General features: G+C 61.8%; 16 protein-coding genes and 1 riboswitch. Of the genes, 3 read left to right on the plus strand and 13 right to left on the minus strand.

All coding sequences use genetic code 11. The features are described from left to right. Positions 1-147: 147 nt before the first annotated feature. The 9 genes from ACMYUN_RS12055 to ACMYUN_RS12095 all read right to left on the minus strand — a co-directional run bounded on the left by ACMYUN_RS12055 (position 148) and on the right by ACMYUN_RS12095 (position 9,529). Positions 148-858 (minus strand): membrane integrity-associated transporter subunit PqiC, encoded by a 711-nt coding sequence (locus ACMYUN_RS12055; RefSeq protein ID WP_415763805.1) that lies wholly within the window; start codon positions 856-858, stop codon positions 148-150. A gap of 185 nt (positions 859-1,043) precedes the next feature. Continuing rightward, the gene (gene parC / locus ACMYUN_RS12060; RefSeq protein ID WP_024011349.1) at positions 1,044-3,308 is read right to left on the minus strand and encodes a DNA topoisomerase IV subunit A; all 2,265 of its coding nucleotides are present in this window, start codon (positions 3,306-3,308) and stop codon (positions 1,044-1,046) included. A 7-nt stretch (positions 3,309-3,315) separates the two neighbouring features. After that, positions 3,316-3,840: a TIGR02281 family clan AA aspartic protease gene (locus ACMYUN_RS12065; RefSeq protein WP_415763806.1), complete on the minus strand. Its 525-nt coding sequence runs from the start codon at positions 3,838-3,840 to the stop codon at positions 3,316-3,318. After that, a complete protein-coding gene (locus tag ACMYUN_RS12070) occupies positions 3,837-4,826 on the minus strand; it encodes an esterase-like activity of phytase family protein (protein ID WP_415763807.1) in 990 nt (329 codons plus the stop codon). The genes ACMYUN_RS12065 and ACMYUN_RS12070 overlap by 4 nt, the downstream gene beginning before the upstream one ends. After that, complete coding sequence (gene parE, locus ACMYUN_RS12075; protein WP_024011346.1) at positions 4,826-6,733, minus strand: DNA topoisomerase IV subunit B; 1,908 nt, start codon at positions 6,731-6,733, stop codon at positions 4,826-4,828. Before parE ends, ACMYUN_RS12070 begins: the two co-directional genes overlap by 1 nt. Positions 6,734-6,774: 41 nt before the next feature. Next, positions 6,775-7,383 carry a YqiA/YcfP family alpha/beta fold hydrolase gene (locus ACMYUN_RS12080; protein ID WP_415763808.1) on the minus strand — a complete coding sequence of 203 codons (609 nt, stop codon included), beginning with the start codon at positions 7,381-7,383 and terminating at the stop codon, positions 6,775-6,777. Positions 7,384-7,555: 172 nt separating this feature from the next. Further along, positions 7,556-8,371: a 3',5'-cyclic-AMP phosphodiesterase gene (gene cpdA / locus ACMYUN_RS12085; RefSeq protein ID WP_415763809.1), complete on the minus strand. Its 816-nt coding sequence runs from the start codon at positions 8,369-8,371 to the stop codon at positions 7,556-7,558. 97 nt (positions 8,372-8,468) lie between these two features. After that, on the minus strand, positions 8,469-8,921 hold the full coding sequence (locus ACMYUN_RS12090; RefSeq protein WP_039756811.1) for a DUF1249 domain-containing protein: 453 nt from the start codon (positions 8,919-8,921) through the stop codon (positions 8,469-8,471). Next, on the minus strand, positions 8,912-9,529 hold the full coding sequence (locus ACMYUN_RS12095; protein ID WP_024011344.1) for an NUDIX domain-containing protein: 618 nt from the start codon (positions 9,527-9,529) through the stop codon (positions 8,912-8,914). The genes ACMYUN_RS12090 and ACMYUN_RS12095 overlap by 10 nt, the downstream gene beginning before the upstream one ends. A gap of 227 nt (positions 9,530-9,756) precedes the next feature. On the opposite strand from ACMYUN_RS12095, the gene ACMYUN_RS12100 reads away from it, so the two are divergent. Next, a complete protein-coding gene (locus ACMYUN_RS12100) occupies positions 9,757-10,503 on the plus strand; it encodes an RsiV family protein (RefSeq protein WP_016771974.1) in 747 nt (248 codons plus the stop codon). Here ACMYUN_RS12100 and cytX read toward each other — a convergent pair. Further along, positions 10,472-11,764: a putative hydroxymethylpyrimidine transporter CytX gene (gene cytX / locus ACMYUN_RS12105; protein ID WP_415763811.1), complete on the minus strand. Its 1,293-nt coding sequence runs from the start codon at positions 11,762-11,764 to the stop codon at positions 10,472-10,474. The two genes, ACMYUN_RS12100 and cytX, sit on opposite strands and share 32 nt — an antisense overlap. A 109-nt stretch (positions 11,765-11,873) precedes the next feature. Further along, positions 11,874-13,763, minus strand: coding sequence for a phosphomethylpyrimidine synthase ThiC (gene thiC / locus ACMYUN_RS12110; RefSeq protein ID WP_415763813.1), 1,890 nt, complete (start codon positions 13,761-13,763; stop codon positions 11,874-11,876). 145 nt (positions 13,764-13,908) lie between these two features. After that, a riboswitch (TPP riboswitch) is annotated at positions 13,909-14,014 on the minus strand. Positions 14,015-14,218: 204 nt separating this feature from the next. Here thiC and ACMYUN_RS12115 point away from each other — a divergent pair. Further along, positions 14,219-15,652, plus strand: coding sequence for a TolC family outer membrane protein (locus ACMYUN_RS12115; RefSeq protein WP_016771977.1), 1,434 nt, complete (start codon positions 14,219-14,221; stop codon positions 15,650-15,652). A 460-nt stretch (positions 15,653-16,112) separates the two neighbouring features. Here the strand turns inward: ACMYUN_RS12115 and waaA are convergent, their stop codons facing one another. Next, on the minus strand, positions 16,113-17,387 hold the full coding sequence (gene waaA, locus ACMYUN_RS12120; RefSeq protein ID WP_415763815.1) for a lipid IV(A) 3-deoxy-D-manno-octulosonic acid transferase: 1,275 nt from the start codon (positions 17,385-17,387) through the stop codon (positions 16,113-16,115). 11 nt (positions 17,388-17,398) lie between these two features. After that, positions 17,399-18,295 carry a LysR family transcriptional regulator gene (locus tag ACMYUN_RS12125; protein ID WP_415763817.1) on the minus strand — a complete coding sequence of 299 codons (897 nt, stop codon included), beginning with the start codon at positions 18,293-18,295 and terminating at the stop codon, positions 17,399-17,401. A gap of 106 nt (positions 18,296-18,401) precedes the next feature. On the opposite strand from ACMYUN_RS12125, the gene ACMYUN_RS12130 reads away from it, so the two are divergent. Further along, on the plus strand, positions 18,402-18,734 hold the full coding sequence (locus tag ACMYUN_RS12130; RefSeq protein ID WP_039756804.1) for a DMT family transporter: 333 nt from the start codon (positions 18,402-18,404) through the stop codon (positions 18,732-18,734). The last annotated feature ends 6 nt before the right edge of the window (positions 18,735-18,740 follow it).

Here is an 18,740-nt window from a genome sequence, read left to right on the forward strand (position 1 = left end):
CTCGCTCCCACCGGGCCTGCACGTCGCCGATCAAATGTGGGAGCGAGCCTGCTCGTGAAGGGGCCAGCGCTGAAGATGAATAATCTCTGCCCCCCCAGACACAACAAAGCCCGCACAAGGCGGGCTCTGTTCTGACTCGTTCTGGCCTCAGAAGCGAAACACTTCCATATCGGTACGGATCGGCGAGGCCATTGGAATCTTCGGTTGCTTCTCGGCATCCGCCGCCGGCGCTGCGGGCTTCGGCGCGGCTTTGCGCGGTGCCTCGGCCACGGGCGGCTGGTTGGCCAGAGGCTTGAGCGCCACCGACAATTGCTCGGCCAGACGCTGCAACAGGATGCCTTGTGCCTGCACCTGCGAAGCGGTGCTGCCGGCGTGCAGCTCCTGCAGATGAATGATGCGGTTATCGCGCACCTTGCCTCGACGATCGATCAAACGCCATTGCGCATCGAGAATAGCCGGTTGTTTCGCCCCGGAATCCAGACGAGTGATGGTCAGCAGCACTTGCACATCCGGGGTAAACCCGGCAGTAGCAGGCGCCAGCACTACACGCTGGCTGTCCAGACGACCAGCCACCTGACGCATCAGCAACTGATCGATATCCGACGAAAGGCTGCCAGCCCAACGACCGTCGGTCGCCGCTTGCAGGCTGCCGTCGGGTTGACGCTGCAGCAGGGTTTCGCGTTGCAGGTAATCGGCCACTACCACTGGCCCCAGCAAAACCGCCATGCCCGCGCTTTGCGCAGGCTGAACCGGACTTCCACTGTCCAGTTGATACAGCGACACCGGCTGGTGAACGCTGCAACCCGCCAGGCCAAGAACGCCGGCGAGCAACAAAATAAGGGGGCGTAGCGCAGTCATCATCCCGTCCAGGTGGCCGCCACAAGGCTGACCACAGTGAAAATACTCAATAAATATGAAGAACGCTCGGCCACGCCGGCGCTTGAAAGGCCATATCATCCGTGAATATGCGTTCCGACTCCAGCGCCAAAGCGTCGATCTACGCGTTTAATCGCAGATCGAACGCTCTAGGATGGCGTTCTCGCCTAATTGAGGTTTTCGACGAGCAGCGCATCGACCCGCTGGAAGCCCCGCGGAAGTTTGTTTCCGCGCCGTCCACGCTCACCTTTGTAGTGCTCGAGGTCGTCGGCTTTCAGCGACAGGGTCCGTTTGCCAGCCTGCAACACCAGGGTGGCGCCTTCCGGCAGGACGGCGATGTCCGTGACATATTCCTCGCGGCTGGCCACGCGCTCACCGGAAATGCCGATGATCTTGTTGCCTTTGCCCTTACCTAATTGTGGCAGATCGCTGATTTTGAAGATCAGCAGGCGACCTTCGGTCGTGACCGAGGCCAGCCAGTTCTGCTCACGATCAGCCACAGGCCGCGGCGCGATGACCTTGGCGTTGTTCGGCAAGCTCAACAGCGCTTTGCCGGCCTTGTTCTTCGCTTGCAGATCTTCGCCTTTGACCACGAAGCCGTAACCGGCATCGGACGCAATCACGTACAGCGCATCGTCTTCGGGCATCAGCACGCATTCGAACGATGCGCCCGGTGGCGGCGTCAGACGGCCGGTCAACGGTTCGCCCTGGCCACGGGCCGACGGCAAGGTGTGCGCGGCGACCGAATAGCTGCGGCCGGTGGAGTCGATGAACACGGCAAACTGGTTGGAGCGCCCCGCCGCCGAGGTCTTGAAGCCATCGCCGGCCTTGTACGACAGGCCGGTGGCGTCGATGTCATGGCCCTTGGCCGAACGCACCCAGCCTTTTTCCGACAGCACGACAGTGACTTTCTCGTTCGGCAGCAGATCGTGTTCGCTCAGCGCCTTGGCTTCGGCGCGCTCGACGATTGGCGAACGGCGGTCGTCGCCGTAGGTTTCGGCGTCTTTGAGCAACTCGGTGCGCACCAGTTTCTTCAGCTTCGCTTCGCTGCCCAGCAGCGCTTGCAGCTTGGCCTGTTCCTTGAGCAGTTCATCCTGCTCGTCGCGCAGCTTCATCTCTTCCAGTCGCGCCAACTGACGCAGACGCGTGTCGAGAATGTAGTCGGCTTGAATTTCACTGAGGGCGAAACGCTCGATCAGCTTGGCTTTCGGATGCTCCTCGGTACGGATGATGTGAATTACTTCATCCAGGTTGAGGTAGGCAATCAGCAAACCGTCCAACAGGTGCAGACGACGCTCGACCTTGTCGAGGCGGAATTGCAGACGGCGACGCACGGTCAGTACGCGGAACTCCAGCCATTCGACCAGCAGCGCACGCAGGTTTTTCAGTTGCGGCTTGCCGTCCAGACCGATGATGTTGACGTTGACCCGGTAGGTCGACTCCAGCTCGGTGCTGGCGAACAGGTGCTGCATCAGCGCTTCGTGATCGACGCGGCTGTTGACCGGGATGATCACGATGCGGCACGGGTTTTCGTGGTCGGATTCGTCGCGTAGATCGGCGATCTGCGGCGCTTTCGATGGCTTGGCCTGCATCAGCGCGGCGATCTGCTCCAGCACTTTGGCCCCGGAGACCTGATGCGGCAGCGCGGTGACGATGATGTCGCCGTCCTCGACGTGGTACACGGCGCGCATACGCACCGAGCCCTTGCCGGTTTCGTACATCTTCAGCAGGTCGGCGCGCGGCGTGATGATTTCCGCTTCGGTCGGATAGTCCGGGCCCTGAATGTGCTCACAAAGCTGCTCGACCGTGGCTTTCGGCTCATCGAGCAGACGCACGCAGGCAGTGGCGACTTCACGCAGGTTGTGCGGCGGCACGTCGGTGGCCATGCCTACGGCGATACCGGTGGTGCCGTTGAGCAGAATGTTCGGCAGGCGCGCCGGTAACACCAGCGGTTCCTGCAGCGTGCCGTCGAAGTTTGGCCCCCAGTCGGCGGTGCCCTGGCCCAGTTCGCTGAGCAGCACTTCGGAATAGCGCGACAGCCGCGCTTCGGTGTAACGCATGGCGGCGAAGGACTTCGGATCGTCCGGCGCACCCCAGTTGCCCTGGCCGTCGACCAGCGTGTAGCGATAGCTGAACGGCTGCGCCATCAGCACCATCGCTTCGTAGCACGCCGAGTCGCCGTGGGGGTGGAATTTACCGAGCACGTCACCGACGGTACGCGCCGATTTCTTGTGTTTGGAATCAGCGTCCAGCCCCAGCTCGCTCATGGCGTAGACGATACGCCGCTGTACCGGTTTCAGGCCGTCGCCGATATGCGGCAAGGCGCGGTCCATGATCACGTACATGGAGTAGTTGAGGTAGGCATTTTCGGTGAAGTCAGCCAGCGAGCGGCGTTCTACACCGTCCAGGCTGAGATCAAGGGAGTCGCTCATGCGGGCCTCATCGGTTCGTTGTCTGGCGCAGCAGCATGGTGCCACCGCGCTGGGTAAATTCAAGTTTGTTCAGGGCGCTCATGCCGAGCAGCACCTGATCGCCATGCAGACCCGGCGCCACCAGTGCGCGGACATCCCGCAGGACGATGTCGCCCAATTGCAGGCGAGCAATCTTCGTTCGGTAACCCTGGCTCAGGCCATTGGCCGTGCTCAGGGTCACGCCAAAACCTTCTTGCAGCTTCAAACGCTTGGCCAGATCCGCCGGGATCGCCACATCGGTGGCGCCGGTGTCGAGCATGAACTCGACCGGCTCGCCGTTGATCTGGCCGCTGGCGACAAAATGCCCTTGGGCATTGCTCGCCAGTTTCACTTCGATAAAACCTTCGCCCTGCTCCGACGTGACCACGATGTTCGGATTCTGCTGGCGCTGCTCCCACTGCCCAAAAAACTTCGTCGCAAGAAACAACGCCGCGCACCAGGCGAGGATCATCAACACCCGACCGGCGCGCTTGCCCGGCGGTTGCTGGCTCATGGCCTGGCACTCCAGCCACCGTCCGGCGCGGCGAAGCGCCAGACCACCGGGCGGACTTCGCCGTCAGCACGTGGGCCAAAATTGTTGTCGACGCCGATCCACGCGCCTTCAGCATCAATGATCAGCGCTTCCTCCAGTCCGTAGTTCTGCGAGTAGCGGCGATTTTCCTGCAACAGTTCACCTGCATACGACCAGCACTGCTCGACCTTGGCCGTCTGCGCATCGCGACGACAAATCTCGAACGCGTTGCGCTCGAGGGTAAACAGCTTGCCGTTGAACAACGAAATGTCGGAAAAGTCGCGGTCGACCGCTTTCGCTTTCGGGAACTGCGCCGGCTGCATTTCCTTGCCGCCCTCACTGAGCAGCACGCAGCGACCGTCGCAATCCCAGACTGTTTGCTGACGCTTGATCAGCAGCAGGCCGCGGTTCTGTCGTTCGGCGGCCAGCCACATCCGGTCGCCCGCCGGGTTGATCGCCAGGCCCTCGAAGATCGCATTGAACTTGAGCAGCATGCCACTCGCCCGCGCCTCGCGAACCAGCAGCGGCGAGATCTTCAGCCAGTTCGCCGGACCGCTGACCGGCACCTGCAGCACCGCCGCATGGGCTTCACTGACGATGTAGCGATTACCGGCACTGTCGCAACTGATGCCTTCGAAATCCAGATCGCCGCCGCGAATGAACGACGCCGCCCAGGTGCGCGAACTCAAGCCCCACGGCAAGCCGCTCTCCGGCACGGGCGGCACGTCGATGTGCACGGTTTGCGCCTGCCAGACCGGATCGCGGGTATCGAGCCGATAGATCTGCTCGTCATCGCGATCGGAAACCGTCCACAGCTCATTGCCGCACATGGCCAGACCCGACAGGTTGCCGCCGCGCATGCCCTCGACCGGGTGTTCGGAGAGCAGCCGCAATTCTTGCCGCGGCTCGGCCGACACGCTCAGCGCACTCAGCAGCAACGCACCCGCCAAGGCCCAGCCAAACTGCATCAGGCCAGCACCTCGGCGAGGTTGCCTTTGGATTCCAGCCAGGATTTGCGGTCGCCGGCGCGTTTCTTCGCCAGCAGCATGTCCATCATTTCCGAGGTTTCGGCGAAGTCTTCGCCCAGCGTCAACTGCACCAGACGCCGGGTGTTCGGGTCCATGGTGGTTTCACGCAGTTGCGGCGGGTTCATTTCGCCCAGACCCTTGAATCGGGTGACCTGCGGCTTGCCGCGCTTCTTCTCGGCGACCAGGCGATCGAGAATGCCGTCGCGCTCGGCTTCGTCGAGGGCGTAGTAGATCTCTTTGCCGAGGTCGATACGGTATAGCGGCGGCATCGCCACGTAGACGTGACCGGCATCCACTAACGGGCGGAAGTGCTGAACGAACAGCGCGCACAGCAAGGTCGCAATGTGCAGACCGTCGGAGTCGGCGTCGGCGAGGATGCAGATCTTGCCGTAGCGCAGCTGGCTCATGTCCGCCGCGCCCGGATCGACGCCAATGGCCACGGCGATGTTGTGCACTTCCTGGCTGGCGAGCACTTCGCTGCCGTCGACTTCCCAGGTGTTGAGGATCTTGCCGCGCAACGGCAGGATCGCCTGGAATTCCTTGTCCCGCGCCTGTTTGGCCGAACCGCCGGCGGAGTCACCCTCGACCAGGAACAGCTCGGAACGCATCGGGTCCTGCCCCGCACAGTCCGCCAGTTTGCCCGGCAACGCCGGGCCTTGGGTGACGCGTTTGCGCTCGACTTTCTTGCTCGCCTTGAGACGGCGGCCGGCGTTGTTGATCGCCAGTTCGGCCAGGGCCAGACCAGTCTCCGGGTTGGCATTGAGCCACAGGCTGAAAGCGTCTTTCACCACACCGGAGACGAACGCCGCCGCTTCACGGGAAGACAGACGCTCTTTGGTCTGGCCGGAGAATTGCGGTTCCTGCATCTTCATCGACAGGACGAACGCGATGCGCTCCCAGACGTCTTCCGGCGCCAGCTTCACGCCGCGCGGCAGCAGGCTGCGGAACTCGCAGAACTCGCGCATCGCATCGAGCAGGCCCTGACGCAGACCGTTGACGTGCGTGCCGCCCTGCGCAGTCGGGATCAGGTTGACGTAGCTTTCCTGCACCGCGTCGCCACCTTCCGGCAGCCACAGCAGCGCCCAGTCGACCGCTTCCTTGTTACCGGCGAAGGCGCCGCAGAACGGCTCGTTCGGCAGACGTTCGAATTCGCTGACCGCATCGACCAGGTAGGAGCGCAGGCCGTCTTCGTAATGCCACTCGACTTTCTCGCCGGTGCCTTTGTCTTCGAAGCTGACCAGCAGCCCCGGGCACAACACAGCCTTGGCCTTGAGCACGTGCTTGAGGCGGCTGATGGAGAATTTCGGTGAATCGAAGTATTTCGGGTCCGGCGCGAAGTACACGCTGGTGCCGGTGTTGCGCTTGCCGACGGTGCCGACGATTTCCAGCTCGGAGGCCTTAAAGCCGTCCTTGAAGGTCATCTGGTATTCGTTGCCGTCACGTTTGACCCGTACGCGCACTTCGGTCGACAGCGCGTTGACCACGGAAATACCCACGCCGTGCAGACCGCCGGAGAACTGGTAGTTCTTGTTGGAGAACTTGCCGCCCGCGTGCAGCTTGGTAAGGATCAGTTCAACACCGGACACACCTTCTTCCGGGTGAATGTCCACCGGCATGCCTCGGCCGTCGTCGCTGACTTCCAGCGAATGGTCGGCGTGCAGGATGACCTGCACCGATTTGGCGTGGCCGGCCAGGGCTTCGTCGACGCTGTTGTCGATGACTTCCTGGGCGAGGTGGTTCGGCCGACTGGTGTCGGTGTACATGCCGGGGCGTTTGCGCACCGGGTCGAGGCCCGAGAGGACTTCGATGGCGTCGGCGTTATAAGAACTAGCGCTGGGAGTGGCCATAAGGTCTCGTCGTCAGTCATTCATGAAAGAGGGGCAAGACTTCACAGCGTGGTGAAATCGATTGCCTGATACATATCGGCAGCCATGCCGGCAAAACTCAGCAACGCCGGCAATTGCCCGGCAAAGCCCTGGAAACTGTGGTCGCCGCCAGCCTGAATGCGCAGGGCACAGGCGCGGTAATACTGTTGGGCGAGGCGATAATCCAGCGTTTCGTCGCCGGTTTGCAACCAGACCTGATAACGCTGCGGATCCTGCGGTGGTGGCACTTCCAGTTCGGCCAGCGCCGTGACGTGGCCGTGGGTCAGTTCCCAGGTTTCATCGGTGTAGAGGTTCTTCTGCGTGCCCAGATAACCATCGAACATCCGGTGCGGGCTGACCGCCGGGTTGACCAGCAGGGCTTTCAGGCCATGGCGCTCGGCCAGGTGAGTCGCATAGTAGCCGCCGAGCGAACTTCCCACCAGCAACGGCCGGCCCAGCTCGGCGATTGCCTGCTCGAGCTGACCGATGGCTTCGCGCGGATGGTGATGCAGCGCCGGCACGCGCAATTGCTCGCTCAACCCCAGCCGCTCCATGACCGCAACCAGCTGACAGGCCTTCTTCGAGGCCGGCGCGCTGTTGAAACCGTGGATATAGAGGATCGAACCGGACATTTGAGCTCCCTGGCTGTCGGCGAAAGATAGCGGAGTTTACAGGGAGTCAGAGCAATCGTGGGTGTTTGTGCGGCCGCCTTCGCGAGCAGGTCGAAGCGTCGCACCGGCGCTCCCACAGGGAATCGCGTTTCAATGTGGGAGCGAGCCTGCTCGCGAAGAGGCCCGTATGGTCTCAGTAACCGTTGGAACCGTAATCAACCTGAAAATCGAATCCAGTCACGCGCTCAACCCCGGTTTCCAAACGCCCATCCGGCAACAACCGCAGCCAGCGATACCCCGGCGCCTGCTCGCCCACTTTGAAATCCGCACTCCCGGGCTCGAACTGGATGCACGTCGAAGGCGAGGCCATCAAGCGCACGCCATTGCGCTCGCGATCGATTTGCTGATGCACATGCCCCCATAACACCGCGCGAACCTGCGGAAAGCGGTCCAGCACTTCAAAGAACGCTTCCGGGTTGCGCAGGCCGATCGGCTCCATCCATGCGCAGCCGATCGACACCGGATGATGATGCAGGCACACCAGATGATGACGTTCCGGCGCTTCGCTCAGCGCGCGGGCGAGCAGTTGCAATTGATCATCCTGCAGATAGCCCGGCACCGAACCCGGCACCGCCGAATCGAGCATCGTCACCCGCCAATTGCCGATATCGACTACCGGTTCGAGCAAGCTGCTCTGCACCGCCGCCTCGGCCATGACCATCGGCTCGTCGTGATTGCCGGGTATCCAGCGTGCTGGCGCGGCGATCTGTCCACTCATCTGGCGGAAGGCCTGATACGACTCCAGCGTGCCGTCCTGGGAAATGTCGCCGGTGGCCAGCAGCAGATCGATCTGCGCCTGTTGCGCCAACACCAGGTCGATGACCTGTTGCAGGCTCGCGCGGGTCTTCATGCCCAGCAGCTTGCCGTCCGCTGCGGCGAACAGGTGGCTGTCGGACAACTGCACCAGCAGCGCCGGGTCGGCGCTGGTCAATGTCGATACGCTGGGCAAGGCGCTCTCCCGGGGCTAGGCACGCAATGGATGGGTGCGGCAATTATGCTGGGGGATGACACAAAGGGGAAACCGCCGAAGCGGACGCAGTTCACAACTAGCGAACGACTTCGTACTCGTGCCCCAGCGCCAGGCAATGGCTCAGCCATTCGCCCAGAAACACATTGAGCTGGGCCTTTTCATCGGGCTGGTGCATGGCAGCGTTCGGATAAGGATAGATGCCGCGAAAGCGTCGTGCATGTTCGGCGCTGATCACTTCGGCCATGCGCGCGTCGTGATAGACCTGTACTTCCAGTTGCGGCACCGGTAGCCAAGGCAGGCTGTGTTCCTGGCGCACCTGCAAGGTCGTGGTGTACGGGCAGGTCTGCAGCACTTCGAGGGCGAGCACGCCGAGCATCTGCTCGCCCTGGGTCACGGCGATACGCCGCGCCTCGGGTTCGTTGCGCATGTCCGGCAGCAGTCGCATCAGGCGCGCGTAGTTGGCCTCACAGGCGGCTTGCAGCCCCACGAGGTCAACCCGATAACGATCGCGCAGCTTGTTTACGACCATAGCCCCCTCACTTCGGCGCGGTTCAGCGCCAGCCACTGCAAGGCGATGATGCTCGCCGCGTTGGCAATCCGACCGTCACGCACGGCCTGCAAGGCATCTTCAAATGCCCAGACCGTTACGCGAATGTCTTCGGCCTCTTCTTCCAGCCCGTGCAGCCCACCGACACCGTCGGTGCTGCAACGCCCCAGATACAAATGCACGAATTCGTTGCTGCCACCCGGCGACGGGAAATACTTGGTCATCGGCCACAGCGCCTTGATGTCCAGTCCAGCTTCCTCCTGCGCCTCGCGGTGAGCAACTTCTTCCGGTTGCTCATCCTTGTCGATCAGACCGGCGACCAGTTCGACCAGCCACGGGTTGTCGGCCTTGCCCATGGCGCCGACGCGAAACTGCTCGATCAGCACCACTTCATCGCGCTGCGGATCGTAAGGCAGGACGCACACGGCATCGTGGCGCACGAAGATTTCACGATTGATCTCGCGGCTCATGCCACCGGCGAACAACTCATGGCGCAGGTGCACACGGTCGAGCTTGTAGAAGCCCTCGTAGCATTTTTCGCGCCGCACGATATCGACGGCGGTCGGAATGGCGTTGGCAAAGTCCGTCATAAACATCCTCTTTACTGCACATCCAATACGAGGTTGCTGTGTGTGACCGGCAACCTCGACTTCGCGCCATCCTAACGCGCCCGCACCGTTTGATGCAGCCCCTTTACCGTCAGCGGGATGGACGGTGACGGTGAAACCCACTCTAATTAGCTTAGTGGCGAACTGACTGCTCCGTTGAGAGTCGAAGCGGTAACTTTTCGCCTTCCCCTGCTTTCGAAAGGACGCCCATGTCGCTTTTCAAAATTGCCTCTGTGGCCGCTATTGCCCTGACTCTGGGCGCCTGTGCCAGCCTGTTCCAGCCCAACTATCGCACGCCGCTGGAAACCACCCGCGACGCTTCGGAGCAACTGAAACCCGGCTGCTCCAACCCCGATTGCCCGCTGGTGAACATCGACACCCTGCGCTTCCCGGATGAGCCGGCACTGGACGGCATCATCGAAAAACGTCTGCTGCAAATGACCCGCACCGAGAAGAACGCACCGGTCGCGCCAACTCTGGCCGCCTACCGCGAGCAGTTCCTCGCCAGCGCCGGCCCGCGCAACAGCAGCTATCTGCAAGCGAAAGTACGCGAGCAGCATGACGGACTGGTGATCATCGAACTGTCGAGTTACCTCGACACCGGCGGCGCCCACGGCACTCCGGGTCGCGGTTTCATCAACTATTCGCGCCAGCAACACAAAGTGCTGAACCTGTCCGACATGTTGTTGCCGGGTCAGGAAGAGGCGTTCTGGAAAGCCGCGCAAGTGGCGCACAACAGTTGGCTGATCAGCACCAAGCTCGATCAGGAGGCGGAATTCGTCGCGAACTGGCCGTTCGTGAAAACCCCGCACGTGGCGCTGACCTACGGTGGCGTGATCCTCAAGTACGACGTGACCACCATCGCGCCCTATGCGCTGGGCCACGTCGAACTGAAGATTCCTTACCCGCGCCTGAACGGCATTCTCAAGCCTGAGCTGTTTCCCGGCCGTAACTGAAGGCCCGGCCCAGCACCAGATGTAGCAACCCTGCCAGCACCAGCGCCGGCAGGGTTGCGCCGACATCCGGATACAGATTCGCCAGCAAATGGTAGGTGCTCACGCCACCCAGCCACGCCAGCAACGCCGGCCAGCGCAATGCGGCTGAGGCGACCTGAGCACTGCGCTTGCGCAGGATGAAGTGATCCACCAGCACCACGCCGAACAGCGGCGCAAACACCGAGCCGATCAACAGCAGGAAATTCTGGTACTGCGCCAACGGCGCCAGCAGTGCGATCAGCGTGCAGATCACGCCGATGGCCAAGGCCAGGTGCTCGACTTTCAGGCGCAACAGAATCCCGCTCGAGACCGCCGCCGAATGAATATCGGCGAAGGCGTTTTCCGACTCGTCGAGCAGAATCAGCAACAGCGGAATGCCCAGACCGGCGCCAGCCAAGGCCAGCAGCAACGCATTGACTTCACCGCTCGGCGCGAACGCCAGGGTGTAGGCCACGCCAAGGCTCATCAGCCAGAAATTACCGATGAAAAAACCGACAGCCGTGCCACCGAAGACATTCTTCGCGCGCTTGCCGAAACGCGAGTAGTCGGCAATCAGCGGCAGCCACGATAGCGGCATGGCGATGGCAATGTCGAAGCCCACCGCGAATGGCATCGAACCGTCACCGGCGCGCGCCCACAATGCCGCGAGGTCGGCTTTGGCGAACAGGTTCCAGGTCAGCCACAGGCACGCGGCGAGCAACAGCCAGATGCCCCACTTGCGCAGAATCTGCCGCACGAACGTCAACGGCCCGCTCACCGCGAGCAAGGTCGCCAGCGCGCCGAAAAACAGCGTCCACAGCATCGGATTGGCCCACAGCGAGCCTTCGCTGAAGGCGCGGGTGCCGAGCAGGCTGGCGGCATCGCGCATGACGATGATTTCGAACGAGCCCCAGCCGATCAGTTGCAGCAGATTGAGCAGCGCCGGCAGGCTCGCGCCTTTGCTGCCGAGACTGAGCTTCAGCGCCGCCATCGATGACAAGCCGGTGTCACTGCCGATCACGCCGACCGCCGCGAGCAGCAGCACGCCCACCAGCGTGCCCAGAAATATCGCCAGCAACGAACCGGACAGGCCCAGCCCCGGCGCAAGCAATGCGCCGGTCTGCAGAACCATCAGGCCGATACCGAGGGAGAACCACAGGGAAAACAGATCGCGACCGCCGAACACACGCTTTTCAGCGGGGACGGCGAGGTCGGGAGAATAAGTGCCGGGTTGAATGCTCAAGGGTGTTATCTCAAAGAGGAGCAGGAAAAAGCGGCAAGCTGCAAGCCGCAAGTTAAAAGCGGTACGCGGACCGCTTCTAATCTTGCAGCTTGCCGCTTGCCGCTTGTGACTAGACTTTCTTGTACAGCTGGCTGCCTTCCTGTTTGAACCGCTCGGCCTGCTCAGCTAGCCCCTTGGCGACGTCCACGTCGACCGCGTCGATGCGTTGGTTGGCCGCATATTCGCGGACTTCCTGGGTGATCTTCATCGAGCAGAATTTCGGCCCGCACATCGAACAGAAATGCGCGACCTTGGCAGAATCCTTCGGCAGGGTTTCGTCGTGGTAGGAACGTGCGGTGTCCGGGTCCAGACCGAGGTTGAACTGGTCTTCCCAGCGGAATTCGAAACGCGCCTTGCTCAGTGCGTTATCACGGATCTGCGCGCCCGGGTGTCCCTTGGCCAGGTCCGCTGCGTGTGCGGCGATCTTGTAAGTGATGATCCCGGTCTTCACGTCATCCTTGTTCGGCAGGCCCAAGTGCTCCTTCGGCGTCACGTAGCAGAGCATCGCGCAACCGAACCAGCCGATCATCGCCGCGCCGATACCCGAGGTGATGTGATCGTAGCCCGGCGCAATGTCGGTCGTCAGCGGGCCGAGGGTGTAGAACGGCGCCTCGTCGCAGCATTCGAGCTGCTTGTCCATGTTCTCTTTGATCAACTGCATCGGCACGTGGCCCGGGCCTTCGATCATGCATTGCACGTCGTGCTTCCAGGCAATCTTGGTCAGCTCGCCGAGGGTTTCCAGTTCGCCGAATTGCGCTTCGTCGTTAGCGTCGGCAATCGAGCCGGGACGCAGGCCATCGCCCAGCGAGAAGCTGACGTCGTAGGCCTTCATGATTTCGCAGATTTCGTCAAAGTGGGTGTAGAGGAAGTTCTCTTTGTGGTGCGCCAGGCACCACTTGGCCATGATCGAGCCGCCACGGGAAACGATGCCGGTGACGCGTTTGGCGGTCAGCGGCACGTAGCGCAGGAGCACGCCGGCGTGGATGGTGAAGTAGTCGACGCCCTGCTCGGCTTGCTCGATCAGGGTGTCGCGGAACAGCTCCCAGGTCAGGTCTTCGGCGACGCCGTTAACCTTCTCCAGCGCCTGATAGATCGGCACGGTACCGATCGGCACCGGCGAGTTGCGGATGATCCACTCGCGGGTTTCGTGAATGTGTTTGCCGGTGGACAGGTCCATCACCGTGTCCGAGCCCCAGCGAATGCCCCAGGTCAGTTTCGCCACTTCTTCTTCGATCGAAGAGCCCAGCGCGCTGTTGCCGATGTTGCCGTTGATCTTCACGAGAAAGTTACGGCCGATGATCATCGGTTCCAGTTCGACGTGGTTGATGTTGGCGGGAATGATCGCGCGGCCACGGGCGATTTCCTCGCGGACGAACTCCGGGGTGATCTCTTTCGGAATGCTTGCGCCGAAGCTGTGGCCGGCGTGTTGCTGCTTGAGCAGGCCGGCCGCGCGGGCCTCTTGCAGTTTCATGTTTTCGCGGATGGCGACGTACTCCATCTCGGCGGTGATGATGCCTTTGCGCGCGTAGTGCATCTGGCTGACGTTGGCCCCGGCCTTGGCCCGGCGCGGGTTGTTGACGTGGGCAAAACGCAGTTTGGTCAGCTCGGCATCGGCCAGACGCTGCTGGCCGAAGTTCGAACTCAGGCCCGGCAGACGCTCGGTGTCGCCACGGTCATCGATCCACGCCGAACGCACATCGGCCAGACCTTTGCGCACATCGATGACCACGTTTGGATCGGTGTACGGGCCGGAGGTGTCGTAGACGGTAACCGGCGCGTTGATCTCGCCGCCGAAATCGGTCGGGGTTACATCGAGGCTGATTTCGCGCATTGGTACGCGAATGTCCGGGCGCGAGCCCTGAACGTAGACTTTTTGCGAACGGGTGAACGGCTTGACCGATTGCTCGTCGACCTTGGCCGAGTCACTCAGGTTGATCGCGTTTTTTTCTTTTGTTGTCATCACGGGCTCTCCAGACAGCATCCAGCAGTGGATTGTCGGAGCAGAACCTGAAAGGCACGGACGCACCAGGACCGGTGCTGTGCATTCGTCATGAGCGTTCGATTGTCGAACAATATCCCGGACGAAGCACAAGAGGACTCGCCGGGTGACGAGAAATCTTGTTCCCTACGCAGGCGCTAACCTGATCAGGTTCAACGGGATCCGAAATTATTCGATCTCAGCCTCATAGCAAGGCACCCCGACAAGAACCCGGCCAGTCTAGACACAACCACCGAGGAACGCCAACACCGCAGCGAACGCCATGATGAATGGCGTAAATACACAGGCTGGCCGATTGTTGCCGGAGCAATGCGCAACTACACTCGCTTGGCCTGCTGAGCCTTGACGCTGCGCGGGCTGCGCCTTACCTTTGGCGCCCGGATTACTTCCATAATATTCATGCTAGGGATCGCCTCATGCTGCGCAAACTTTCACTGGCTGTTGCCGTGTCCTGTGCGTCCAACACAATGGCCTGGGCAGCGGAAGCACCCTTGTCGACCAAAACCGATCTGGTCAGCGTCTATCAGGAAGCAGTCGACAACAACGCCGACCTCGCGGCGGCCCGCGCCCAGTATGGCGCGCAGAAAGAAGTGGTGCCGCAGGCCCGTGCCGGTCTGCTGCCGAACCTGTCCGGTGGCGCCGAAGTTGCTGACGTGCGCACCTCGATCGACCAACCCTCGGCCATCGCCAACCGCAGCGCGCATTCCTATCAGGCGACGCTCGCGCAGCCGCTGTTCCGCGCCGATCGCTGGTTCCAGTATCAAGCAGCCAAGGACGTTAACGAGCAGGCCGCGCTGCAGCTCTCGGCCACCGAGCAGAACCTGATCCTGCAATCGGCTGAAAGCTACTTCAACGTGCTGCGCAGCCAGGACAATCTCGCCTCGACCAAGGCTGAAGAAGCGGCGTTCAAACGTCAGCTCGATCAGTCCAACGAGCGTTTCGATGTCGGCCTCTCGGACAAGACCGACGTCCTGCAATCGCAAGCCAGTTACGACACCGCACGAGCCAACCGCATCGTCGCCCAGCGTCAGGTTGATGATGCGTTCCAGGCGTTGATCACCCTGACCAACCGTCAGTACAACTCGATTCAGGGCATCGTCCATACGCTGCCGATCCTGCCGCCAGCGCCCAACGATGCGAAATCCTGGGTCGACACGGCAGCGCGGCAGAACCTCAACCTGCTCGCCAGCAACTACGCGGTCAGCTCCGCCGAGCAGACACTCAAGCAGCGCAAGGCCGGCCACTTGCCGACCCTCGACGCGGTGGCGAAATACGAGAAAGGCGACAACGACGCCCTCGGCTTCGCCAACCCCAACTCGTTCGGCGCGCCCTACGGCGGCAACGTCGAGCAGAGCACGCTGGGCCTGCAACTGAACATCCCGATCTACAGCGGCGGCCTGACCAGTTCGCAAGTGCGCCAGTCCTATGCGCAACTCGATCAGAGCGAACAGCAGCGCGAATCGCTGCGCCGGCAGGTGGTGGAAAACACCCGCAATCTGCACCGCGCGGTGAACACCGACGTCGAGCAGGTGCAGGCGCGCCGCCAGTCGATCATCTCGAACCAGAGTGCGGTGGAAGCCACGGAAATCGGTTATCAGGTCGGCACACGCAACATCGTCGACGTGCTCGACGCGCAGCGCCAGCTGTACACCTCGGTGCGCAACTACAACAACACCCGCTACGACTACATCCTCGACAACCTGCGCCTGAAGCAAGCGGCAGGGACGCTGAACCCGGGTGATCTGGAAGACCTGCGGCGCTATCTGAAAGCCGATTACAACCCGGACAAGGATTTCCTGCCGCCGGATCTGGCGTCGGCGGCCGAGGCGCAGCTCAAGGCCCGGCCTTAAACAATCTGGATGAATCCCCTGTGGTGAGGGGATTTATCCCCGTTCGGCTGCGCAGCAGTCGTAAATCATGCTTGCCAGATCTGACTGAATCACCGCGTCGAATGGTTTTGGGGCTGCTTCGCAACCCAGCGGGGATGAATCCATGTGGCGAGGGGATTTATCCCCGTTCGGCTGCGCAGCAGTCGTAAATCCGACTTGCCAGATCTAACTGAATCACCGCGCTGAATGGTTTTGGGGCTGCTTCGCAACCCAACGGGGATAAATCCCCTCGCCACAGTAAGGCCCGGCCATGAACAATCTGGAATGAACCCCTGTGGTGAGGGGATTTATCCCCGTCCGGCTGCTCAGCAGTCGCAACAGCTGTGAACACGGTTTTTCTGAATCACCGCGTTGAATGGTTTGGGGCTGCTCCGCAACCCAGCGGGGATAAATCCCCTCACCACAGTAATATTCCAGGCGACTATTGGATCAGCCGCGCCAAGCCATCCAGCAGCCGCTGCAATGCGCCCTGATTGCGCCGCATCACCGCCAGCCCGGCCTCGGCCATGCGCTGCGCATCACGGGGCAGTTCGAACAAACGCTGCACCTCGACTGCGAGGCCTTCGGCATCATCGACTTCCACCAGCGCACCGCCTTCACGCAATTGCGCAGCGATGTCGAGGAAGTTGAACAGGTGCGGGCCGCTGAGTACCGGTTTCGCCAGGGCGGCGGGTTCGAGCAGATTGTGCCCGCCGTTCGGCACCAGACTGCCGCCGACAAAAGCGCTGTCGGCCAAGGCATAGAGAAACAGCAACTCACCCATGGTGTCGCCGAGCAGCACGCTCGTCTGCGCATCGACATTAGCCCCGGTCGAGCGGCGTACCGTGGCAAAACCTTCGCGCTGGCACAGGTCGAACACCGAATTGAAACGCTCGGGATGACGCGGTACCAGAATCAGTAACGCATCCGGATGATTGGCCAACAGACGACGATGGGCGTCGAGCACCACTTCGTCTTCGCCTTCGTGAGTGCTTGCGGCGATCCATACCGGGCGATCCTGCGCCTGCCACTGGCTGCGCAGTTCGGCTGCGCGTTGCAGCAGTTGCGGATCGATGGTCAGGTCGAACTTGATCGAACCGGTGACTTCAACCGTCTCCGGGCGCGCGCCGAGATCGCGAAAGCGCTGGGCTTCGGCTTCGGTCTGCACGGCCAACAGGCTCATCTCGGCGAGCATCGGCGCGGTGAGTTTGTTGAAGCGGCCATAGCCTTTGGCGGAACGCTGCGACAATCGCCCATTGGCCAGCGCCACCGGAATCCCGCGCTTGGCACATTGATGAATATGGTTGGGCCACAGCTCGGTTTCCATGATCACCGCAAGCCTGGGCTGTACGCGATCGAGAAAGCGTGCAGCGGCGCACGGCAAGTCGTACGGCAGATAGCAGTGCTGGATGCGCGGCTCATTGGCGAACAGTGCCTGAATCCGCTCCGAACCGGTCGGGGTCATGCAGGTCACGGTGATCGGCATGGCCGGGTAGCGCTCGAGCAAGGCGCGGATCATCGGCGCGGCGGCAATGCTTTCGCCCACCGACACCGCGTGCACCCAGATGCCACCGGGCTGCAGGGTCGGCATGCCAAGCGTGAAGCGCTCGCCAATGCGTTTGGCATACGCCGGCGCCTTGCGCGCGCGCAGCCACAACCGAATCGCCACCAATGGCAGCCCCAGGTAAAACAGCACGGTGTAGAGAGTTCTATTCATGGCGGCGGAGTTTATCGGCTTTTGTCACCGATCGCCCGCAAGTGCACGGCAAAACGTTCCGCCAGCCAGCGTGCGGCCGGACCGAGCGGTTCGTCGCGGCGCCAGACCAGCTCCACCACCAGCGCTGGCGGCGTCCACTCACTGTCGAGTTCAATCATCTGGCCCTGATACGCCGAGTACTGCACAACATGTCGCGGCAGCCAGGCCCAGCCAAGGTCGCGCACCAGCCATTCAGACATCACGTAGAAGCTGTCGGCACGCCATACCTGCGGGCTGGCCGGCTCGTTGCCGGGATAGACGCTGGTCTGCGTTGACATCAACAGTTGCCGGTGCTGCGCCAGTTGCTGGCAGGTCACGTAGGGCTGCTGCGCCAGTGGATGATTGACGCCGCACACCGTGACCATCTCGACACGACCGAGTACGCGGCGCTCGAGGGCTTCGGGAATTTCATCGTGATAGAACAGCAAGCCGAGATCGGCGCGGCGCTCGACCAGTTTGCGCGCGACCTCGCCTTGGGCGGCGCTGGTCAGTTGCACTTCCAGGCTGGGAAACTGCTCGGCCAGTTCGCCGAAACTTTCTACCAGCGCCTGATACGGCATCGCCTCGTCCTGGGCCACCCGCAACTGCGCCTCCTGGCCGCGCAGCATGGCCATGGCCCGGCCGTTGAGGCGCTCGCACTGGCGCAACACCTCGCGGGCCTCTTCCAGCAACGCCTCGCCCGCCTCGGTGAGACTCGGCTGACGACCGCTGCTGCGCTCGAACAGGCTCACGCCCAGATCCTCTTCGAGCATCGCAACGGCGTTGCTGATCGCCGATTGCGCCTTGCGTTGCCGACGCGCCACGGCGGAAAACGAGCGCTGTTCGGCAACCTCTACAAATACGCGCAATTGTTCGAGATTCCATTGCATGCGGTTTTTAGACCTATCCTCAAAGCAGATAGGTAATGACTTTACCCCATCTGAGCAATCCCTAGAATGGGCCTCAGCAAGCAACGATTTATTTGAGGACCGAATCATGAACGCCTACGTCTATCTGGCCATCGCCATCTGCGCCGAAGTGATCGCCACCGTTTCGATGAAAGCGGTCAAGGGCTTCAGCACGCCACTGCCATTGATGCTGATCATCGTCGGCTACGGGATTGCATTCTGGATGCTGACGCTGGTGGTGCGCACCGTACCGGTGGGCGTTGCCTACGCGGTCTGGGCCGGGATGGGCATTGTCATGGTCAGCGTCGCGGCTCTGTTCATCTACGGGCAGAAGCTCGATGTACCGGCGATGCTCGGGATGGCGTTGATTGTGCTGGGTGTCGTTGTGATCCAGCTGTTTTCGAAAACTGCCGGGCATTAAAAAGCA

Source organism: Pseudomonas sp. CP4 (genome assembly GCF_047758505.1).
GTDB classification, from domain to species: Bacteria; Pseudomonadota; Gammaproteobacteria; order Pseudomonadales; family Pseudomonadaceae; genus Aquipseudomonas; species Aquipseudomonas fluorescens_AO.